Below are 17152 nucleotides of genomic sequence, written 5' to 3' on the forward strand. Positions count from 1 at the left end.
TGGGGCCCGATCCCTCAGGACCCAACAACGTGTCACACCCACCCGTGAGCAACCCCAACCACATCGTTCCACACCCCAAAGGGTCGTACTTGACACAGCCAGGAACCCACGAACAGGCTCATAATCGATGTTCCACCCAGAGCTCGGCTCCCACGAAACACTCGTCCGTGCAAAAACCAAACCCACCCACCACCAACACGTGGTGGTGTGTGTGTTGCTCCTTAGAAAGGAGGTGATCCAGCCGCACCTTCCGGTACGGCTACCTTGTTACGACTTAGTCCCAATCACCAGTCCCACCTTCGACGGCTCCCTCCCACAAGGGGTTGGGCCACCGGCTTCGGGTGTTACCGACTTTCGTGACTTGACGGGCGGTGTGTACAAGGCCCGGGAACGTATTCACCGCAGCGTTGCTGATCTGCGATTACTAGCGACTCCGACTTCATGGGGTCGAGTTGCAGACCCCAATCCGAACTGAGACCAGTTTTTTGGGATTCGCTCCACCTTACGGTATCGCAGCCCTTTGTACTGGCCATTGTAGCATGCGTGAAGCCCAAGACGTAAGGGGCATGATGATTTGACGTCATCCCCACCTTCCTCCGAGTTGACCCCGGCAGTCTCCTATGAGTCCCCACCATAACGTGCTGGCAACATAGAACGAGGGTTGCGCTCGTTGCGGGACTTAACCCAACATCTCACGACACGAGCTGACGACAACCATGCACCACCTGTATACCGACCTTGCGGGGCACTCATCTCTGAATGTTTCCGGTATATGTCAAGCCTTGGTAAGGTTCTTCGCGTTGCATCGAATTAATCCGCATGCTCCGCCGCTTGTGCGGGCCCCCGTCAATTCCTTTGAGTTTTAGCCTTGCGGCCGTACTCCCCAGGCGGGGCGCTTAATGCGTTAGCTGCGGCGCGGAACTCGTGGAATGAGCCCCACACCTAGCGCCCAACGTTTACGGCATGGACTACCAGGGTATCTAATCCTGTTCGCTACCCATGCTTTCGCTTCTCAGCGTCAGTTATGGCCCAGAGACCTGCCTTCGCCATCGGTGTTCCTCCTGATATCTGCGCATTCCACCGCTACACCAGGAATTCCAGTCTCCCCTACCATACTCTAGCCTGCCCGTACCCACTGCAGACCCGGAGTTAAGCCCCGGGCTTTCACAGCAGACGCGACAAACCGCCTACAAGCTCTTTACGCCCAATAATTCCGGACAACGCTCGCACCCTACGTATTACCGCGGCTGCTGGCACGTAGTTAGCCGGTGCTTCTTCTGTAGGTACCGTCACAAAAGCTTCGTCCCTACTGAAAGAGGTTTACAACCCGAAGGCCGTCATCCCTCACGCGGCGTCGCTGCATCAGGCTTTCGCCCATTGTGCAATATTCCCCACTGCTGCCTCCCGTAGGAGTCTGGGCCGTGTCTCAGTCCCAGTGTGGCCGGTCGCCCTCTCAGGCCGGCTACCCGTCGTCGCCTTGGTAGGCCATTACCCCACCAACAAGCTGATAGGCCGCGAGTCCATCCCCCACCGAAAAACTTTCCACCACCATCCCATGCGGGAAGTGATCATATCCAGTATTAGCACCGGTTTCCCGGAGTTATCCTGAAGTGAGGGGCAGGTTACTCACGTGTTACTCACCCGTTCGCCACTAATCCACCCAGCAAGCTGGGCTTCATCGTTCGACTTGCATGTGTTAAGCACGCCGCCAGCGTTCGTCCTGAGCCAGGATCAAACTCTCCGTTAAAATCAAACACCCAACCAACACCACCACAAAGGCAGCACCAGCCGAGCAAACTTTGACCCACAAAGGGCACAATCACTAGCAGACAGAAACGAGTCAACTGACTCAATCCATCAATCTAATTCAAAGAAATCCTTGCCACCACGACACACCACACACCCACAAAAGATGCATGACACGCCCTGGGACAGGGTTAAAATTGGCATCGATTACTGACACGCTGTTGAGTTCTCAAAGATCGGACACACACCACCCACCACACAAACCATTTCGATCTGCTAGGCGTTTGGGGCAACCTGACTACTGTACCATCTTCCGGCGCACTCTGTGCACCCGGCTTTGCAGCGAACTGCGGCCAGCTTCGGCGTGATGGGTTGCCATGATCCTGCGGGACCGGCCACTCCGGTGAACCGGGTGTCCGTGCCTCCCTGCTGGGCTGGCGAAGGACAACATTAGGTCACGTTGTCCGCAGAACACAAATCCGCTGGTCAGCGCCCTGCCGGGCGCTCACCATCGCCTGGCGGGGCGCTCACTCTGCCGGCTGGACAGTGTGGGCGCCCCGCACGAAGCCGTTGGGCTCAGGCGTCTGCCTTGTGCGCGGCAGCGAGGTTCTTGCGTCCGCGGCGCAACAGCGCGATGGCACCGTGCAGGAAGTCGGCCTCGGCCAGGACGTGCTCGGCGTCGTCCACCTTGACGTTGTTGATGCTCACGCCGCCCTCCCCCACGAGCCGGCGGGCCGCGCCCTTGCTCTCGGCCAGGCCGGTCGCCACGAGGGCGTCGACGACGGACGCCCCCACGGCTACCTCTCCGCTCGGCAGCTCGGCGGTCGCATCAGCGAGAGTGCGGGCATCGAGCTGGCCCGGCTCTCCCTTGCCGAAGAGCACCTGACTGGCCGCCTGCACCTGTGCCGTCGCCTCAGGTCCGTGCACCAGCGTCGTCACATCCGCTGCCAGCACGCGCTGCGCCTCGCGCAGGTGAGGGGTGTCCGCCGTGGACCGCTCCAGATCCGCGATCTCCTCGGGGGTGCGGGCCGTGAAGACCTTGAGCAGCTTGCTCGCCTCGGAGTCGGGGACGTTGATCCAGTACTGGTAGAAGGCGTAGGGGCTGGTCATGTCCGCGGACAGCCAGACCGCATTGCCCTCGGACTTCCCGTATTTCTGCCCGTTCTCGTCCGTGAGCAGCGGAGTGGTCATCACATGGACGGTCTCGCCCTCGACCCGGTGCACGAGGTCGACGCCGGCCGTGAGGTTGCCCCACTGGTCCTGGCCACCGGTCTGCAGTGTGCAGCCGTGCTCGCGGAACAGGTGCAGGTAGTCCAGTGCCTGCAGGATCTGGTAACTGAACTCTGTGTAGCTGATCCCGGCCTCACTGCGCAGGCGAGCGGCGACGGCGTCCTTGCGGATCATCTGGTTGACCCGGAAGTGTTGTCCGATGTCCCGCAGGAAGTCCAGGGCCGACATCGGCGCTGTCCAGTCCAGGTTGTCGACCAGGATCGCGGCGTTGTCCCCCTCGAAGTCGACGAAGGGACGGACCAGGGCCTTGATCCGGGCCACGTTGGCGGCCGTCTGGTCCTTGGTCTTCATCAGGCGCTCGGACGTCGGTTTGGGGTCACCGATCAGGCCGGTCGAGCCACCGACCAGAACAATCACGCGGTGACCGGCCCGCTGCAGGTGCCGGAGCATGACGAGCTGGACCAGGTTGCCGAAGTGCAGCGACGGAGCGGTCGGGTCGAAGCCGCAGTAGACCGTGATCGGGCCCTCGCCCAGCGCCTTGCGCAGGGCGGACTCGTCGGTGGTCTGGGCCACCAGGCCGCGCCACTGCAGTTCGTCAAAGATGTCGCTCACAACTACCTCAGGTCTCGTGTTGATCGGTGCTCGAACGTCGCCATTGTCGCCCCTCGGGCGGACTTCCGGCGACACCGCCCAGTCACCCGCGCCGACGCAGCGGCGCGGCGGGGCGATAGACGGAGACCGTCGGGTCGCCGTCCAACCAGAACCGCCAGGGGTATGCCGTGCCGTCACCACCGGCGCCGCGCACCCCGACTCTCGGCCCAGTACGGATCACCGGCCGACCAGCAGGCTCACCGGAGTCCCCCGGGTGGTCCCCCACGGCATGCTGCCCGTCGGCCCTCTTGCGGAGCACCACCGCTCCCCCGGCGAGCAGGTCAGTCCCGTAGTCCTCGAGCGTCAGCCCCAACGCCTTCGCCAGCCGGGCCGGACCGCGCGCCAGGTCCCGATCCACCGGCACCTGACCGGTCCGAGCCGAGGTCCGGCGCTCCCGTGCCCGCTCGAGCCCCCGCACCACCTCACCCCCGCGCAGCAGCACGGCCTGCGCCTCGCCGTCGGGTCCGCACACGACATTGGCGCAGGTGTGCATGCCATAGGTGAAGTAGACGTAGAGGTGCCCGGCCGGCCCGAACATGACCCGGTTGCGATCTGTTGGCCCACGGAAGGCATGGGACCCGGGGTCTGACTCCCCGGCATACGCCTCGACCTCGGTGAGTCGCACGGCCACGTCACCGTGCTCGATGACCGCGCCCAACAGCGCGGGTGCCACCTCGACTGCTGGCCGAGCGAGGAACTCGCGGCTGAGATCAACCACGGTCAGTCCGCGATGCGCGGCAGGTCCTCGACCCAGTGGCGTGCCAGGGCTATCGCCTTGATCAGGTGGGTGCGCTGGGCGCTGACCCGTGCCGGTGCGGTGCCGCCGCGAGCATCGCGGGAGGCGATCGAGCCGGCCACGGTCAGGACCGAGTGCACCCCTGGCGTGAGGTGCTCGCTGATCCCCGCGAGGTCCTCGTCGGACAACTCGTCCAGCCCGATGCCCCGCTCCTCACAGACCCGGACACACTCGCCGGCGACCTCGTGAGCGATCCGGAACGGCACACCCTGGCGCACCAGCCACTCGGCAATGTCCGTTGCCAGAGAGAATCCCTGCGGCGCGAGCTCCTCGAGACGCTCGGGGTGGAAGGTGAGCGTCTCGACCATCCCGCTGACGGCCGGCAGCAGCACGTCCAGGGTGTCAATCTGGTCGAAGACCGGCTCCTTGTCCTCCTGCAGGTCACGGTTATAGGCCAGCGGCAGCCCCTTGAGGGTGGCCAGCAGCCCGGTCAGGTCACCGATCAGCCGGCCGGCCTTGCCGCGGGCCAGCTCGGCCACATCCGGGTTCTTCTTCTGCGGCATGATGCTCGAGCCGGTGGAGAAGGCGTCGTCGAGGGTCACGAAGCCGAACTCCGCAGTGGCCCAGAGGATGACCTCCTCGGACAGCCGCGAGAGGTCGATGGCGATCATCGCCATCACGAAGGCAAACTCGGCGGCGAAGTCACGGCTGGCGGTGCCGTCGATGGAGTTCTCGACCGAGGTGCTCATGCCGAGGTCCTGTGCCACGGCCTCGGGATCCAACCCCAGCGACGAGCCAGCCAGGGCACCGGACCCGTAGGGCGAGACACCCGCGCGCTTGTCCCAGTCCTGCAGTCGCTCGATGTCCCGCAGCAGGGGCCACGCGTGGGCCTGCAGGTGGTGGGCCAGCAGGACCGGCTGGGCGTGCTGCAGGTGCGTGCGGCCCGGCATCGCCACCTCGGGGTGCTGCGCGGCCTGGGCCACAAGCGCCTCGGCCACGGCCAGCACCTTGTCACCGATGAGGCGGGCGTGCTCGCGCAGATACATCCGGAAGAGTGTGGCCACCTGGTCGTTGCGCGAGCGCCCGGCCCGCAACCGTCCCCCGACCTCGGGGCCGACGCGCTCGATCAGGCCGCGTTCCAGGGCGGTGTGCACATCCTCGTCGTCGGGCGCGGGGGTGAACTCACCGGACTCCACGTCGGCGAGCAACCGGGCCAGGCCGTCGAGCATGGCGGTGGTGTCGTCATCGCTGAGCAGTCCGGCCCCGTGCAGGACCCGGGCGTGGGCGCGGGACCCCGCGATGTCATAGGGCGCCAGGCGCCAGTCGAAGTGGGTCGAGCGGGACAACTCGGTCAGGGCATCGGCTGGGCCGCCGGCAAAGCGGCCGCCCCAGAGGCTCAGGGTCATGGCTCCATTGTGTCTGGTCGGTGTGGCTGGGTGACCGCGTGGGTCAGTGGTCGGTTTCCTGCCCCTGCCCGGCCAGCGCCAGGAAGCGAGCAGCGACCCGCTCCCCGCCCTGGAGGTCCAGGGTGATCACCAGGATCGTGTCGTCCCCGGCGATGCAGCCCAACACATCAGGGTTGTCGCTGCGGTCGATGGCCGAGGCGAGATACTGCGCCGCCCCGGGTGGGGTGCGCAGCACGGCCTGGTTGCCGGTGGCCCGGGCCGAGACGAGCAACTCCTCACAGAGCCGGGCCAGCCGGGTGCCGTCCTCGGCCGACGTGGGCCGCAGGGTCTGGTCGCCGCCCTGGGCCGGCACGGCATAGACCTGACCGCGCCCCTTGCGGACCTTGACCGCCCCGAGCTCGAGCAGGTCGCGGGACAGGGTGGCCTGGGTGACGGAGATGCCGTCGCGGCCCAGGTGCTCCAGCAGGTCGGACTGAGAGGCGATCGAGTGCCGCTCCAGGACGTCGACGATCCGTTGGTGGCGTGCGGCCCGAGTGGTCGGGATCCCCCCGGCAGGCAACTCTGCTGTGCTCACCCGCACAACTATACAAGTCATTGCATAGTCATGCGTCGAGAGCCGGGGAGGGGCGTGCGAGACCTCTATCTTTTTGCGGGGAGGGTGTGCGAGACCTTTATCTTTTTGTGGGGGGGCGCGGCGCCCCTCAGGGAGCGAGTCGCTCGCGCACCCAGGCGAGGCTGGCCACGGCGTGCGCGCGCTGGAAGGCCCGCAGGGTCGGCAGTCCCGTCGGCGGCGCCAGGCGGCTGGCATGCAGGAAGTAGCCGCACAGCGCCACCAGGACCGCGTCGATGTCCTCCCTGGTGGCGCCCAGGTCGGTCAACCGCCCCTCGTATGCCGTGGGGTCGGGTCCTCCGAGGAGGCGCAGGTTGAGCAGCAGGGTCAGGGTGTCGAACCAGGGCGCTCCGCGGGAGGCAAAGGGCCAGTCCACGACGCGGACCTGGCCGGTGTCAGGACCGCTGCCGGCTGCGCCGGGGCTGCTGCCGACGCCGGTGACCAGGAGGTTGTCGGCGCGAATGTCGGTGTGCACCAGATGATCTCCGCGCAACCGGCCCGGGGCGTCGGCGGCGACCGCGACGAGTCGGTCCAGGTTGTCGCGCACCCACGGGTCCAGGTCGTGCGGCGGGTCGGCGGCGAGGTGCGGCCAGCACGACAGGTCACCAGCGATGTCCTCCTCCAGTCTGGGCAGCTCGATGGTCCGCGCCAACGGCTCGCTGACCAGGGAGCTCAGGGCCTCGAGCGTCGCGTCCAGTTCCGGGCCCACCCACGGAGTCTGCGGGTGCCTGCCGGGGATGTCCTCCACGAGCAGGGCGACCCAGCGCTCCCCCTCGATCCGCTCGTCGAGAGAGGACAGGAGAAGGGGCGCTGCGGCATACGGCGGCAGGTGGTCCAGGACCGCGATCTCGCGGGCGACCAGGTCTGGGGTGCGCGCGTTGAGGCTCTCGCCCACCGCCTTGACGAACGCGCTCCCCCGCGTGCCGTGCACCCGGTCGGCCGTGCCGGGCGAGAAGCCGCCCTGCTGTGGCGCCACCTCGGTGACCTCGCCGAGCTCCTGCGTCACCCAGGCCCGCACCCGCTCAGGGAGATCGTCCCAGGTGATCCGCACTCCGTGGGACCTGATCGGCTCGGTGGACTCAGACACGAGAGCACGTTAACAAGCACGGATCGTGCTCACCCAGCGCCGTTCGGGTCCGCCACAGGACGGAGGGCGAATCTCCCTCGTGGTGGCGATGCGGGCCGAGCGCAGGTTCGGCAGTGTGGTGGTCATGGATACCAACCAGAGCAAGAGCAAGCGTCCGGACCCCTCCTGGAATGGCCTGCTGGTCGGAGTCGTGATCGGCGTGATCCTGTCCATGGTGCTCGACAGCTGGGCCTGGATGGGGGCCGGTGTCGGCATCGGCCTCGTGCTGAGCGGGATGCCCCTGTTTGGCCGTCGCAAGGATGCCGGGGAGGAGTCAGAGCAGGCTGGGGACCGTTGACCCACAACACGCGATGGACTGCGACGGCGACTCTCCGGGCTCAGGGCCGGGCGGGTCGCCGTCGGTGACTCAGGCCAGGGGGTCGTCGGCTCCCCAGGGCCGCAGTCGGAGCATGCGCTCCCCCTCGCCCAGGCCCTGCGCGGACTTGGCCCGCAGCACGTCCAGGTCGTCGGCACCGGCGCGCACCATCCGGCCGGAGAAGCCGTCGAGCTCGCCGTCGGCAATGGCCAGGGCGAGGGCCGTCAGGTCCTGCGGGCTCGTCCACTCGGTGCGGCCCTGGTGCATCTGCATGCTGTGCGTCATGTCGGTCTCAATAACGCCCGGGGCCAGGTCGAAGGCCTGCACATTGTGCTCGGCGCCCGCCACCGCGACGCCGCCGGTCAGGCGGGCCAGGGCGGATTTGCTGGCGTGATAGGCCGTCAGCACCGGGCTCTCCCGGGTGCCGGACCCACTGTTGAGGTTGATGACGCGCCCTCCACCGGCTGCGATCATGTGCGGCACCACGGCGCGGGTCACCAGGAACGGGCCGCGCACGTTGGTCTCCATCACCTGCCACCACTGCTCAGCGTCGGCCTCCCACAGGGGGACCTCCGGCTCGACCAGTCCAGCGTTGTTGACCAGCAGGTCGATCCGGCCGTCCTCAGCGATGACTGCGTCGACCACCGTCTGCACGGCTGCCTCGTCGGTCACGTCACAGGCGGTGGTGGGCTCCCCTGCCGGGTCGTCCCCTCCGCGACGGGACAGGCCGACGACCTGCCACCCCGCGCCGCGCAGCGCACCGGCCAGGTGGGCACCGATCCCACGGGAGGCGCCCGTGACGAGCGCCACCTTCGGCATACTCATCGCTGCACCGCGCCGTGGTCCTTGGCCGCGCGCGCGACCGCTGCGTCGCGGGCAGCGTTGACCTCCTCGGTCTTCAACGTCCGGTCCGGTGCCCGGAAGGTCAGGTGGAAGGCCAGGCTCTGCTGGTCGGCCCCGATCTGGTCACCGCGATAGGCGTCGAACAGGCGGACCGACTCCAGCAGGTCACCCGCGCCAGCCCGGACGGACTCGAGCAGGTCCCCGAAGCTGACGCTCCGGGAGACCGTGAGTGCGATGTCCGAGCCAGCCGGTGGGTGGTTGGACATCGGCTGGCCCTGGGCGCGACGGTCACTGGCCGCGATCAGCACGTCCAGATCGAGCTCGGCCGCGACGGTGCGCTCGGGCACGCCGAGGGCCTTGACGACCTTGGGGTGCAGCTCGCCGGCCCACCCGATGGTCGTGCCGTCCGGCAGTGCGAGCTCGACACAACGGCCGGGGTGGAACGGCTCCCGCTCGGTCTGCCGGCGCTCGACCACGACTCCGAGGGCGTCGCAGACGGCGTGGGCCCAGCCCACGACGTCAGTGACGTCGGTGGTGCGCCCTGCGCCCCACCACCCGGCACGTTCGGTCTGGCCGGTGGCGACCATTGCCACGTGCAGCGGCTGGTGCGGGACAGCGGCGCGGATCTCCTCCAGCACCCCGTCGTCGGGCCTGACGCCGACGCCTGGGACTGGTGCCTTGCGCGCCAGGTCCGGGAGCGTGACGGTGTCGATCTCGAAGAGCGCGACGTCCTTGGCGCCACGTCCCAGGTTGCGGCGCACCGCATCGGGGAGCGTCTGCAGCAACTCGGTGCGCATCAGGGGTGCCTCGTCGGACAGCGGGTTGGCCAGGCGCACGGCGTGGCGGCGCTGGTCATCCGCGGAGAGCCCGAGGTCATCGAAGCGGGAGTCGCCCACGAAGGGATAGGTGAGGACCTCGTCGAGGCCCTGGCCGGCCAGAGCGGCGGCCACGGTGCGACGCACCCGCTGGGCGTGGGTGAGACCGCGACCACCCGGGGCGGTCGGCAGCAGCGACGGGATCTTGTCGTAGCCGTCGATCCGCGCGACCTCCTCGACCAGGTCCGGGCCGGTGAGCAGGTCCGGGCGCCACGACGGCGGGGTGACCGTGAGGGTGTCGTCGCTGCCGGGCGTGACCGCGCACCCGATGATCTCCAGGATCTCGCGCACGCGGTCGGTGCTGTAGTCCACGCCGACATAGCGCGTCGGCATCGTGGGGTCGAAGTCGATCGACTCGGGGGCGCTGACCTGGCCCGCATCGGTCACGGCAGGGTCAGCGGAGCCACCGCCGAGCTCGACCATCAGCTCGACCATCAGCTGGGCCGCCTGCGGGGCGAGCTCGGGGTCGACCCCGCGCTCGAAACGCTTGGACGCCTCGCTGGAGAGCCGGTGCCGTCGAGAGGTGCGAGCGACCGTCTTGGGGTCAAAGTGCGCGGCCTCGATGAGCACATCAGTGGTGGTCTCACTGACCTCGCTGGAGGCACCGCCCATGACGCCGGCGATGCCGAGCACCGTCTCACCGCCAACGGTGATGAGCAGGTCCTCGGGGTCCAGCGCGCGCTCGACGTCGTCCAGGGTGGTGAGTTTCTCCCCGGCCCGAGCGCGGCGCACCACGATCGGCCCGGTGACCTTGTGCAGGTCATAGGCGTGCGTGGGCTGACCGAGGGCGAGCATCACATAGTTGGAGATGTCGACCGCGAGGCTGATCGGGCGCATGCCGGCCTCGGTGAGGCGGGTGGCCATCCAGGCCGGGGTCGGCGCCTGCGGGTCCAGGCCCCGCACGATGCGGGTGACGAACCGGTCGCAGCCGTCGGCAGCGTCGAGCGGTGCCTCGTCCTGCAGCTCGACGCCGAACCCGTCGGGCGTGGCCGCGGGGGCGGTCAGCGGCTGCTCCTGGCCGTCGACCACGCGCACCAGGGCCGGGTCGCGATAGACGACGCCGGTGCTGTGCGAGAACTCCCGCGCGATGCCGCGCAGGGAGAAGCAGTAGCCACGGTCCGGGGTCACGTTGACCTCGACGGTCTCGCGGTCCAGGCCGAGCAGCGCGATCGCGTCCTGGCCCGGGGTCAGGTCCTGCGCCCCGGCACCCAGCCAGTCGGTGAGCACGATGATGCCGTCGTGGTCCTCGCCGAGGCCGAGCTCCAGGGAGGAGCAGATCATGCCGGCGCTGACGTGGCCATAGGTCTTGCGGGCCGAGATCTCGAAGTTCCCCGGCAGCACACCACCGGGCAGGATCACCACGACCAGGTCGCCGGCCGCGAAGTTGTGGGCACCACAGACGATGCCCTGGGGCTCGCCGGTGCCGTTGGCGTCGCCCACATCGACCTGGCACCAGTTGATCGTCTTGCCGTTCTTCTGCTCCTCCGGAGTCATCTCCAGGACGCGGCCGACCACAAGGGGGCCCTGCACGTCACCGCCGTGCAGGCCCTCCTCCTCCAAGCCAACCCGGACGAGGTCAGCGGCCACCTGGGTGCCGGTCGTGCCTGCTGGCACCTCGGCATACTCCCTCAGCCAGTCAAGGGGAACCCGCATCAGATCTCCATCCCGAACTGCGCGTTGAAGCGCACGTCTCCCTCGATGATTTCGCGCATGTCAGCCAGGTGGTTGCGGAACATCAGCGACCGCTCGATGCCCATGCCGAAGGCGAAGCCCTGATAACGCTCCGGGTCGACCCCACAGGCGCGCAGCACGTTGTGGTTGACCATGCCGCAGCCGCCCCACTCAATCCAGCCGGTGCCGCCACAGGTGCGGCAGTCCGTGTCCTCGCCGCGGCAGACGAAGCACTGGAAGTCCATCTCGGCGCTGGGCTCGGTGAACGGGAAGTATGCCGGGCGCAACCTGGTCTTCAGACCGTCACCAAACAGGGCGCTGGCCAGGCGGTCCAGGGTGCCCCGCAGGTGGGCCATGGTCAGGCCCTCGTCGATCGCCAGGCCCTCCATCTGGTGGAAGACCGGCGTGTGGGTGGCGTCGAGCTCGTCGGTGCGGAAGGTCTTGCCGGGCACGGCGACATAGAGCGGGGCGCCACGCTCGAGCAGCGAGCGGGCCTGGCCGGGTGAGGTGTGCGTGCGCAGCACGATGCCGGCGTCGGCGGGGTCGACGAAGAAGGTGTCCTGCATCTGCCGGGCCGGGTGGTCCTTGTCGAAGTTGAGCGCGTCGAAGTTGAACCACTCCGCCTCGACACCGGGTCCCTCGGCGATCTCCCAACCCATGCCGACCATGACGTCGGCCATCCGCTCGGCGGTCAGCGTCAGCGGGTGCCGGTGCCCGAACGGGCGACGGTCCGGGCGCACCGTGAGGTCCATCGCCTCCTCGACCAGGATGCGCTCGTCCCGCTCGGCCTCCAGCTCGGACTGCCGGGACGCAAGGGCCTTGTTGACCTGCCCGCGGGCCTGGCCGACGCGCTTGCCGGCCTCGGCCTTGGCACTCGGCGGCAGGGCTCCGATCTCGCGGTTGGCCAGCGCCAGCGGGCTCTTCTCGCCCGCGTGCGCGATGCGCGCGGCCTTGAGGTCGTCCAGGCTGGCTGCAGCGGCAATGGCGGCGAGGGCGTCGGTGACGTTCTGCTCGACCTGTTCGGGATCGAGGGCGCTCACCTCGACAGGGTCATAGTTCGTGTTGGGTCCGGACACGCGCCCGAGTCTAAGTTGCCGAGGGTGCCCAGGACGAACGGGTTGTGCTTCGACTCACCGCTCAGTTCGGCGGGAACAAATCGTCCCCGGACGGGACAGGCGGACACTGGTCGATGGTCTCGAAGGGCAGATCACCAGCCGTCTGCGCGATCCATTGATCGCCCCTGGCCCGGTACGTCTCGACGTAGACCTCCACGCTCGGAGGCTCAGGGGTCGTATAACCCAAATCTTGCAAGCACGGAATGGTGGTGTTCACGTGATACTCGTAGGACTGCCGCAGTCGGGCATCGTCGAGGGGCTGATAAAACTGCGGCTGCAGCGGATACTGCGCGATACAGACATATTCCGCCAAGGCGATTGCCTCCGCTTGGCCTGGCCCGCCGCGCGTCTCCCAACTCTGGTCCGGAAAAGCTCTGGCCTCAAACCCCTGCTCTCGAACGCAATCCGCGACAAGCTCCCCCATCTCTTCGGGACGAGTCTCCCGAACGACCTCCACTTGAGGCGGATCCTCGATTCCCCGACTGTCTGCCCACCCCGCGAGCCATCCTTCGGGCGTGTCCTTCCAAGCAAGAACGCCGTCACTCGGGGCCACGGTCTCACCAGCCCTGGCGCTCGATGCGGACACGCTGGTCTCTGCATCGCTGGTCCGCAGCGCAGCGCCAGTCTCCACAGCACCGGACGGCACGGGGGGCTCAGAGTTCTGTTGCACATCCTGCGGCCCTCCGCATGCGGTGAGGAGCAGGACGGTTATCAGACCCACGCCCTGCAGAACACCTCTGGACATCTCGCCCCTCCGGCAGCCTGTCGCACGACCCACGACGGTGTGGTCGCTCACATGCTAAGGCAACAGCATGCGCGACGATGAGGCGTGAAGGCAGACTGTCGCGGCCATCGCCAGATTGAGCGACTCCGCACGCACGATCGGGATGGACACGACGTCGTCGCAGAGGTCACGAACCTCGGGCTCCAGGCCCCACGCCTCGTTGCCCATCACCCAGGCGTGTGGAACGGACAGGTCTGCGTCAGGCAGCGACGTGGTGCCGGAGCCGTCGGCGGCCAGGATGCGAAGGCCGGCCGCCTGGCACGCGGCCAGCAGCTCAGCCACGGGAGTGCCGACGCTCACCGGCAGGTGGAACAGCGACCCCACCGTGGAGCGCACCACCTTGGGGTTGTAGATGTCGACGCTGGCGTCGCTCACCAACACCGCGGACGCCCCGAACGCATCAGCGGCTCGCAGGACCGTGCCGGCGTTGCCGGGATCGCGCACGTTGGTGAGCACCGCGACGAAGCCGTCCCCCACGGCAGCCAACGCCTCGGCCAGTGGAACGTCCACCGGGGCAGCGACGGCGATCATGCCCTGCGGGTGTGGGGTGTCGGTCATGGCGGCCAACACCTCGTCCGTGCACGGACGCACCCGGACACCGGCCTGCTCGGCCAGCCCCACGATGTCGGCGTGCCGCTCAGCAGCAGAGGGGGTGAGATACAGGTCTCGGGCGACCGATCCGGCATACGAGAGCAGTTCCCGGACGCCCTGAGGGCCCTCGACCACAAAGAGTCGCTGCCGCTCCCGGACAGCACGACGGCCCAGGGACCGGACCGACCTGACCCGTTCGCTGCGAGCGTTGCTCAGCAGGTCGGGGTCGGTGGTCACAGTGCCCTGGGCCGTCGGGATGTTGCGGTGGCTCAGGCGGCAGAGGTGTCGTCGGCCTTGGCGTCAGCCTGGGCCGGAACGTTGGCCTTGGCGATCTCGACGAGCGCGGTGAAGGCTGCCTCGTCGTGCACGGCCAGCTCGGCCAGCATGCGACGGTCGACCTCGACCTCGGCGATCTTCAGACCCTGGATGAACCGGTTGTAGGTCATGCCGTTGGCGCGGGCCGCAGCGTTGATGCGCTGGATCCAGAGGCGACGGAAGTCACCCTTGCGGGCGCGACGGTCACGGTAGCTGTAGACCAGCGAGTGGGTGACCTGCTCCTTGGCCTTGCGGTAGAGACGGGACCGCTGGCCCCGGTAGCCGCTGGCGCGCTCGAGAACAACCCGACGCTTCTTGTGGGCGTTGACCGCCCGCTTCACGCGTGCCACGTGAGAACTCCTTTAGTTGATGGGGTGCTGGCTCAGCGGCCGAGCAGCTTCTTGGCGGTCTTCTCGTCCGGGGCGGACAGGACCTTGTCGTTGGCCAGGCGACGGGCCGCGGTGGCGGTGCGCTCCTGGAACTTGTGGACGTGGCGGGCACGCTGGTGCATGATCTTGCCCGTCCCGGTCACCCGGAAACGCTTCTTGGCGCCGCTGTGCGTCTTCATCTTCGGCATGGCCGACTCCTCGTTGCTCGATGCAGCCCGTTCGGGCCGCGTGCTTGCGTGGAAAATCCTGTGCTGCTGACTCAGCTGGCAGTGCTGGTCTCGGCGTCCTGCGGAGCCTCGGTGGCCTCGCTGACGTCCGTTGCGCTGGGGTCGTCGTGCGACTCCTCAGCCGCGGCCGAAGCAGCCTTCTCGGCACGCTTCTCGTTGCGCACGGCCGTCTTCTTCTTGGCCGGCCCCAGGACCATGACCATGTTGCGGCCGTCCTGCTTGGGCGAGCTCTCGACGAAGCCGAGCTCGACGACGTCCTCGGCCAGCTTCTGCAACAGCCGGAAGCCCAACTCGGGTCGCGACTGCTCGCGACCGCGGAACATGATCGTCACCTTGACCTTGTCGCCACCCTTGAGGAAGCGCACGACGTGACCCTTCTTGGTCTCATAGTCGTGGCTGTCGATCTTCGGGCGGAGCTTGATCTCCTTGATGATCGTGTTGACCTGGTTCTTCCGTGCCTCACGGGCCTTCACGGCGGCTTCGTACTTGTACTTGCCAAAGTCCATGAGCTTGGCCACCGGCGGTCGCGCCATGGGGGCCACCTCGACCAGGTCGAGGTCTGCTTCGGCGGCCAGGCGGAGCGCGTCCTCGACGCGCACGATCCCAACCTGCTCACCGTTAGGGCCAACCAACCGCACTTCCGGGACCCGGATGCGGTCGTTGATTCGAGGCTCGCTGATTGCCTACTCCTTCGTTTCGTGTCAGTGGACACCCCCCGAAACGAGGAGAGGCCCCTCGGCACGGGTGCACGAGAGGCCTGGAGTGTCGCCACAGAACAAGACGCATGCCGATGGGTTGCCCCGTCGACCGTCTCACCCTCACGAGGTGGCGGACCAGTGAACCCGGCAACCCAAAGGGTCAACGCGGGTGGAAGCTCAAGGCCTCACTTGCACAGTGTCCCGAATGCTTCAGCGCGAGCGCCGTGACAGATGGAACACCTGGATGCGTCCATGGTAGCAGGCAGGCGGTTCCCGACTCCAATCGGTTGGGCCCTGTGCAACTCCCACGCAGTTCCCTCGCCGCTCCTCCGTCGTGGACGCACCTGCTCCACACCCCCGCGTGTCCTGCACTGTGCGCTCTTCGATGCGGCGTGTCGTGGGCCAGGGCACAGGTTCGGCAACACCACTTCGGCACCAACCGGTCCGACTAGGAGTCCTGACCTTCATAGTCTGGCCCATCCTGAGATGAGAGCGCCGTCGAGGAAAGCGCAGACTCCTTCGCCGGGGGAAGATCCACGTCACGCATGCGCGGTGGACGAGCGACCCATGCCTTGAGTTGCTGGAGCACATCTGCATAACACGTGTCCACTGACTCCACGACAGAGTCGATGAAGGCACCGCGTCCGCGCCCTCGCTTCGTTCCCAACGGGAAGCTCACGGCAACCCGGAAGGACTTGATCTCGCGTTTGGGATCCTGGACCAGCAAACTCGGATCGTCGCGGACCTTCCCAAGGAGTTCAGTCACACCAGGGCCGCGACCGTTCAGGACGAACGCCTCAAGACGAGCGTCGGCAGGGGCGTTCTTGAGTTGCCGAATGAGCCAGTTGACCCGCGTTGTTGGACGACCCTCACGTGGCGCCTCCACATCTACGTGGCAGGAAACTTGGCCAGCGCGCAGGTCCGCGGTGATATGGATAGGCGCCACCGCATCTGGCACCTTCAGCGCGCCAAATAGTTGGCCTTGAGACGCTAGCGATTCAACAAGTGCCTGCACACGCAGTTGTGGCTCCGCCACTTCTTTTCGTGACAGCACCTGAGTCACATCCGTGCCCAGTTCCCTCCCCAAACGGAGGCCGACATACCGGAGGAGAGCATCCCAGCGTGCGACGACATCAGCCGCACCCACATCACCGCTCCTGAGCGTCCCCGAAGTGACAGCCTGCCTCACCGGGACCCATGAGCTGCCCATGTCTTCCAACTCCATCGCACCGGACCGTGGATGCTCCAGATAGCGGATCAGCTCGCCAAGGATCCAGGCCTGCTCGGGATCAGAGACGCCGCGATGCTCCTTCTGCACGACTGCCGTCGACAGCACAAAAGTCCAACTCCAGTGGTGAATCGCAACTTTGCGCAATTTCCGCTTGTCCACCTTCGTAGGGTGCACACCGACCGCGGGCGGGATTTCATTGCTGATCGTGATCAGTGCATCGAACCCTTGCTCCTTGGCCACGTCGAGGTAGTTCTCGAGCTGCTCGCCGTTTAGGTTGTTGCGACCAGTCTTGACCTCCACAAGGGACACCCACTCACGCTTGCCACGTGTGACCCTGATCAGGCCATCGGGAAATATCCGGCGTCCTGCCAGATCAAACGGAACCTCGACAAACGTCTCAATGAGGCCCGACGGTGCTCCAAGTGGCTTGAGGAGGCCCTGTCCAAATTCTCGGACTGCCCCGAGGACAGCCAGCAGTGCCGACGTGGCCCTTTGCTCTTGCTCTTCTGCACCGGAAATGCCCGAAGTAGGGATCAGTCGCGCTTCATGCCACGCTGCCTCAGTCACGAACTTCTCCTAAAACTCAGTTCAC

15 protein-coding genes and 1 rRNA gene are annotated in these 17152 nt (G+C 66.9%); 1 reads left to right on the forward strand and 15 read right to left on the reverse strand.

Annotated features, from left to right (window positions below; all coding sequences use genetic code 11):
* Positions 1-225 precede the first annotated feature (225 nt).
* The 6 genes from NF556_RS12085 to NF556_RS12110 all read right to left on the reverse strand — a co-directional run bounded on the left by NF556_RS12085 (position 226) and on the right by NF556_RS12110 (position 7466).
* A 16S ribosomal RNA gene (locus tag NF556_RS12085) occupies positions 226-1747 on the reverse strand.
* A 575-nt stretch (positions 1748-2322) separates the two neighbouring features.
* Positions 2323-3588, reverse strand: a complete 1266-nt coding sequence (gene tyrS, locus NF556_RS12090) for a tyrosine--tRNA ligase (RefSeq protein WP_252591183.1) — start codon at positions 3586-3588, stop codon at positions 2323-2325.
* An 82-nt stretch (positions 3589-3670) separates the two neighbouring features.
* Positions 3671-4345, reverse strand: coding sequence for a DNA-3-methyladenine glycosylase (locus tag NF556_RS12095; protein ID WP_252591184.1), 675 nt, complete (start codon positions 4343-4345; stop codon positions 3671-3673).
* A 2-nt stretch (positions 4346-4347) separates the two neighbouring features.
* The gene (argH, locus tag NF556_RS12100; RefSeq protein WP_252591185.1) at positions 4348-5769 is read right to left on the reverse strand and encodes an argininosuccinate lyase; all 1422 of its coding nucleotides are present in this window, start codon (positions 5767-5769) and stop codon (positions 4348-4350) included.
* Positions 5770-5812: 43 nt separating this feature from the next.
* Positions 5813-6343: an arginine repressor gene (locus tag NF556_RS12105; protein ID WP_252591186.1), complete on the reverse strand. Its 531-nt coding sequence runs from the start codon at positions 6341-6343 to the stop codon at positions 5813-5815.
* A 127-nt stretch (positions 6344-6470) separates the two neighbouring features.
* Entirely contained in the window at positions 6471-7466 is a 996-nt protein-coding gene (locus NF556_RS12110; protein ID WP_252591187.1) for a phosphotransferase, read from the reverse strand.
* A gap of 124 nt (positions 7467-7590) precedes the next feature.
* Here NF556_RS12110 and NF556_RS12115 point away from each other — a divergent pair, with 124 nt between their 5' ends.
* Positions 7591-7803, forward strand: a complete 213-nt coding sequence (locus NF556_RS12115) for a hypothetical protein (protein WP_252591188.1) — start codon at positions 7591-7593, stop codon at positions 7801-7803.
* Positions 7804-7872: 69 nt separating this feature from the next.
* Here NF556_RS12115 and NF556_RS12120 read toward each other — a convergent pair whose 3' ends face one another.
* From NF556_RS12120 to NF556_RS12160, 9 genes are all read right to left on the reverse strand, one after another.
* Positions 7873-8646 (reverse strand): SDR family NAD(P)-dependent oxidoreductase, encoded by a 774-nt coding sequence (locus tag NF556_RS12120; RefSeq protein ID WP_252591189.1) that lies wholly within the window; start codon positions 8644-8646, stop codon positions 7873-7875.
* Positions 8643-11192 (reverse strand): phenylalanine--tRNA ligase subunit beta, encoded by a 2550-nt coding sequence (pheT, locus tag NF556_RS12125; RefSeq protein ID WP_252591190.1) that lies wholly within the window; start codon positions 11190-11192, stop codon positions 8643-8645. The genes NF556_RS12120 and pheT overlap by 4 nt, the downstream gene beginning before the upstream one ends.
* A complete protein-coding gene (gene pheS, locus NF556_RS12130) occupies positions 11192-12286 on the reverse strand; it encodes a phenylalanine--tRNA ligase subunit alpha (RefSeq protein ID WP_252591191.1) in 1095 nt (364 codons plus the stop codon). Before pheS ends, pheT begins: the two co-directional genes overlap by 1 nt.
* 61 nt (positions 12287-12347) lie before the next feature.
* Positions 12348-13121, reverse strand: coding sequence for a hypothetical protein (locus NF556_RS12135; RefSeq protein WP_252591192.1), 774 nt, complete (start codon positions 13119-13121; stop codon positions 12348-12350).
* 3 nt (positions 13122-13124) lie between these two features.
* A complete protein-coding gene (locus tag NF556_RS12140) occupies positions 13125-13937 on the reverse strand; it encodes a TrmH family RNA methyltransferase (protein ID WP_252591193.1) in 813 nt (270 codons plus the stop codon).
* A 32-nt stretch (positions 13938-13969) separates the two neighbouring features.
* Entirely contained in the window at positions 13970-14365 is a 396-nt protein-coding gene (gene rplT / locus NF556_RS12145; RefSeq protein WP_252591194.1) for a 50S ribosomal protein L20, read from the reverse strand.
* Between the two features lie 32 nt (positions 14366-14397).
* Positions 14398-14592, reverse strand: coding sequence for a 50S ribosomal protein L35 (gene rpmI / locus NF556_RS12150; protein ID WP_252591195.1), 195 nt, complete (start codon positions 14590-14592; stop codon positions 14398-14400).
* A 71-nt stretch (positions 14593-14663) separates the two neighbouring features.
* Complete coding sequence (gene infC, locus NF556_RS12155; protein WP_252595794.1) at positions 14664-15311, reverse strand: translation initiation factor IF-3; 648 nt, start codon at positions 15309-15311, stop codon at positions 14664-14666.
* Positions 15312-15777: 466 nt separating this feature from the next.
* A complete protein-coding gene (locus NF556_RS12160; protein ID WP_252591196.1) occupies positions 15778-17127 on the reverse strand; it encodes a hypothetical protein in 1350 nt (449 codons plus the stop codon).
* Positions 17128-17152: the final 25 nt, after the last annotated feature.

It is taken from the genome of Ornithinimicrobium faecis (genome assembly GCF_023923225.1).
Taxonomy (GTDB): Bacteria; Actinomycetota; Actinomycetes; order Actinomycetales; family Dermatophilaceae; genus Ornithinicoccus; species Ornithinicoccus faecis.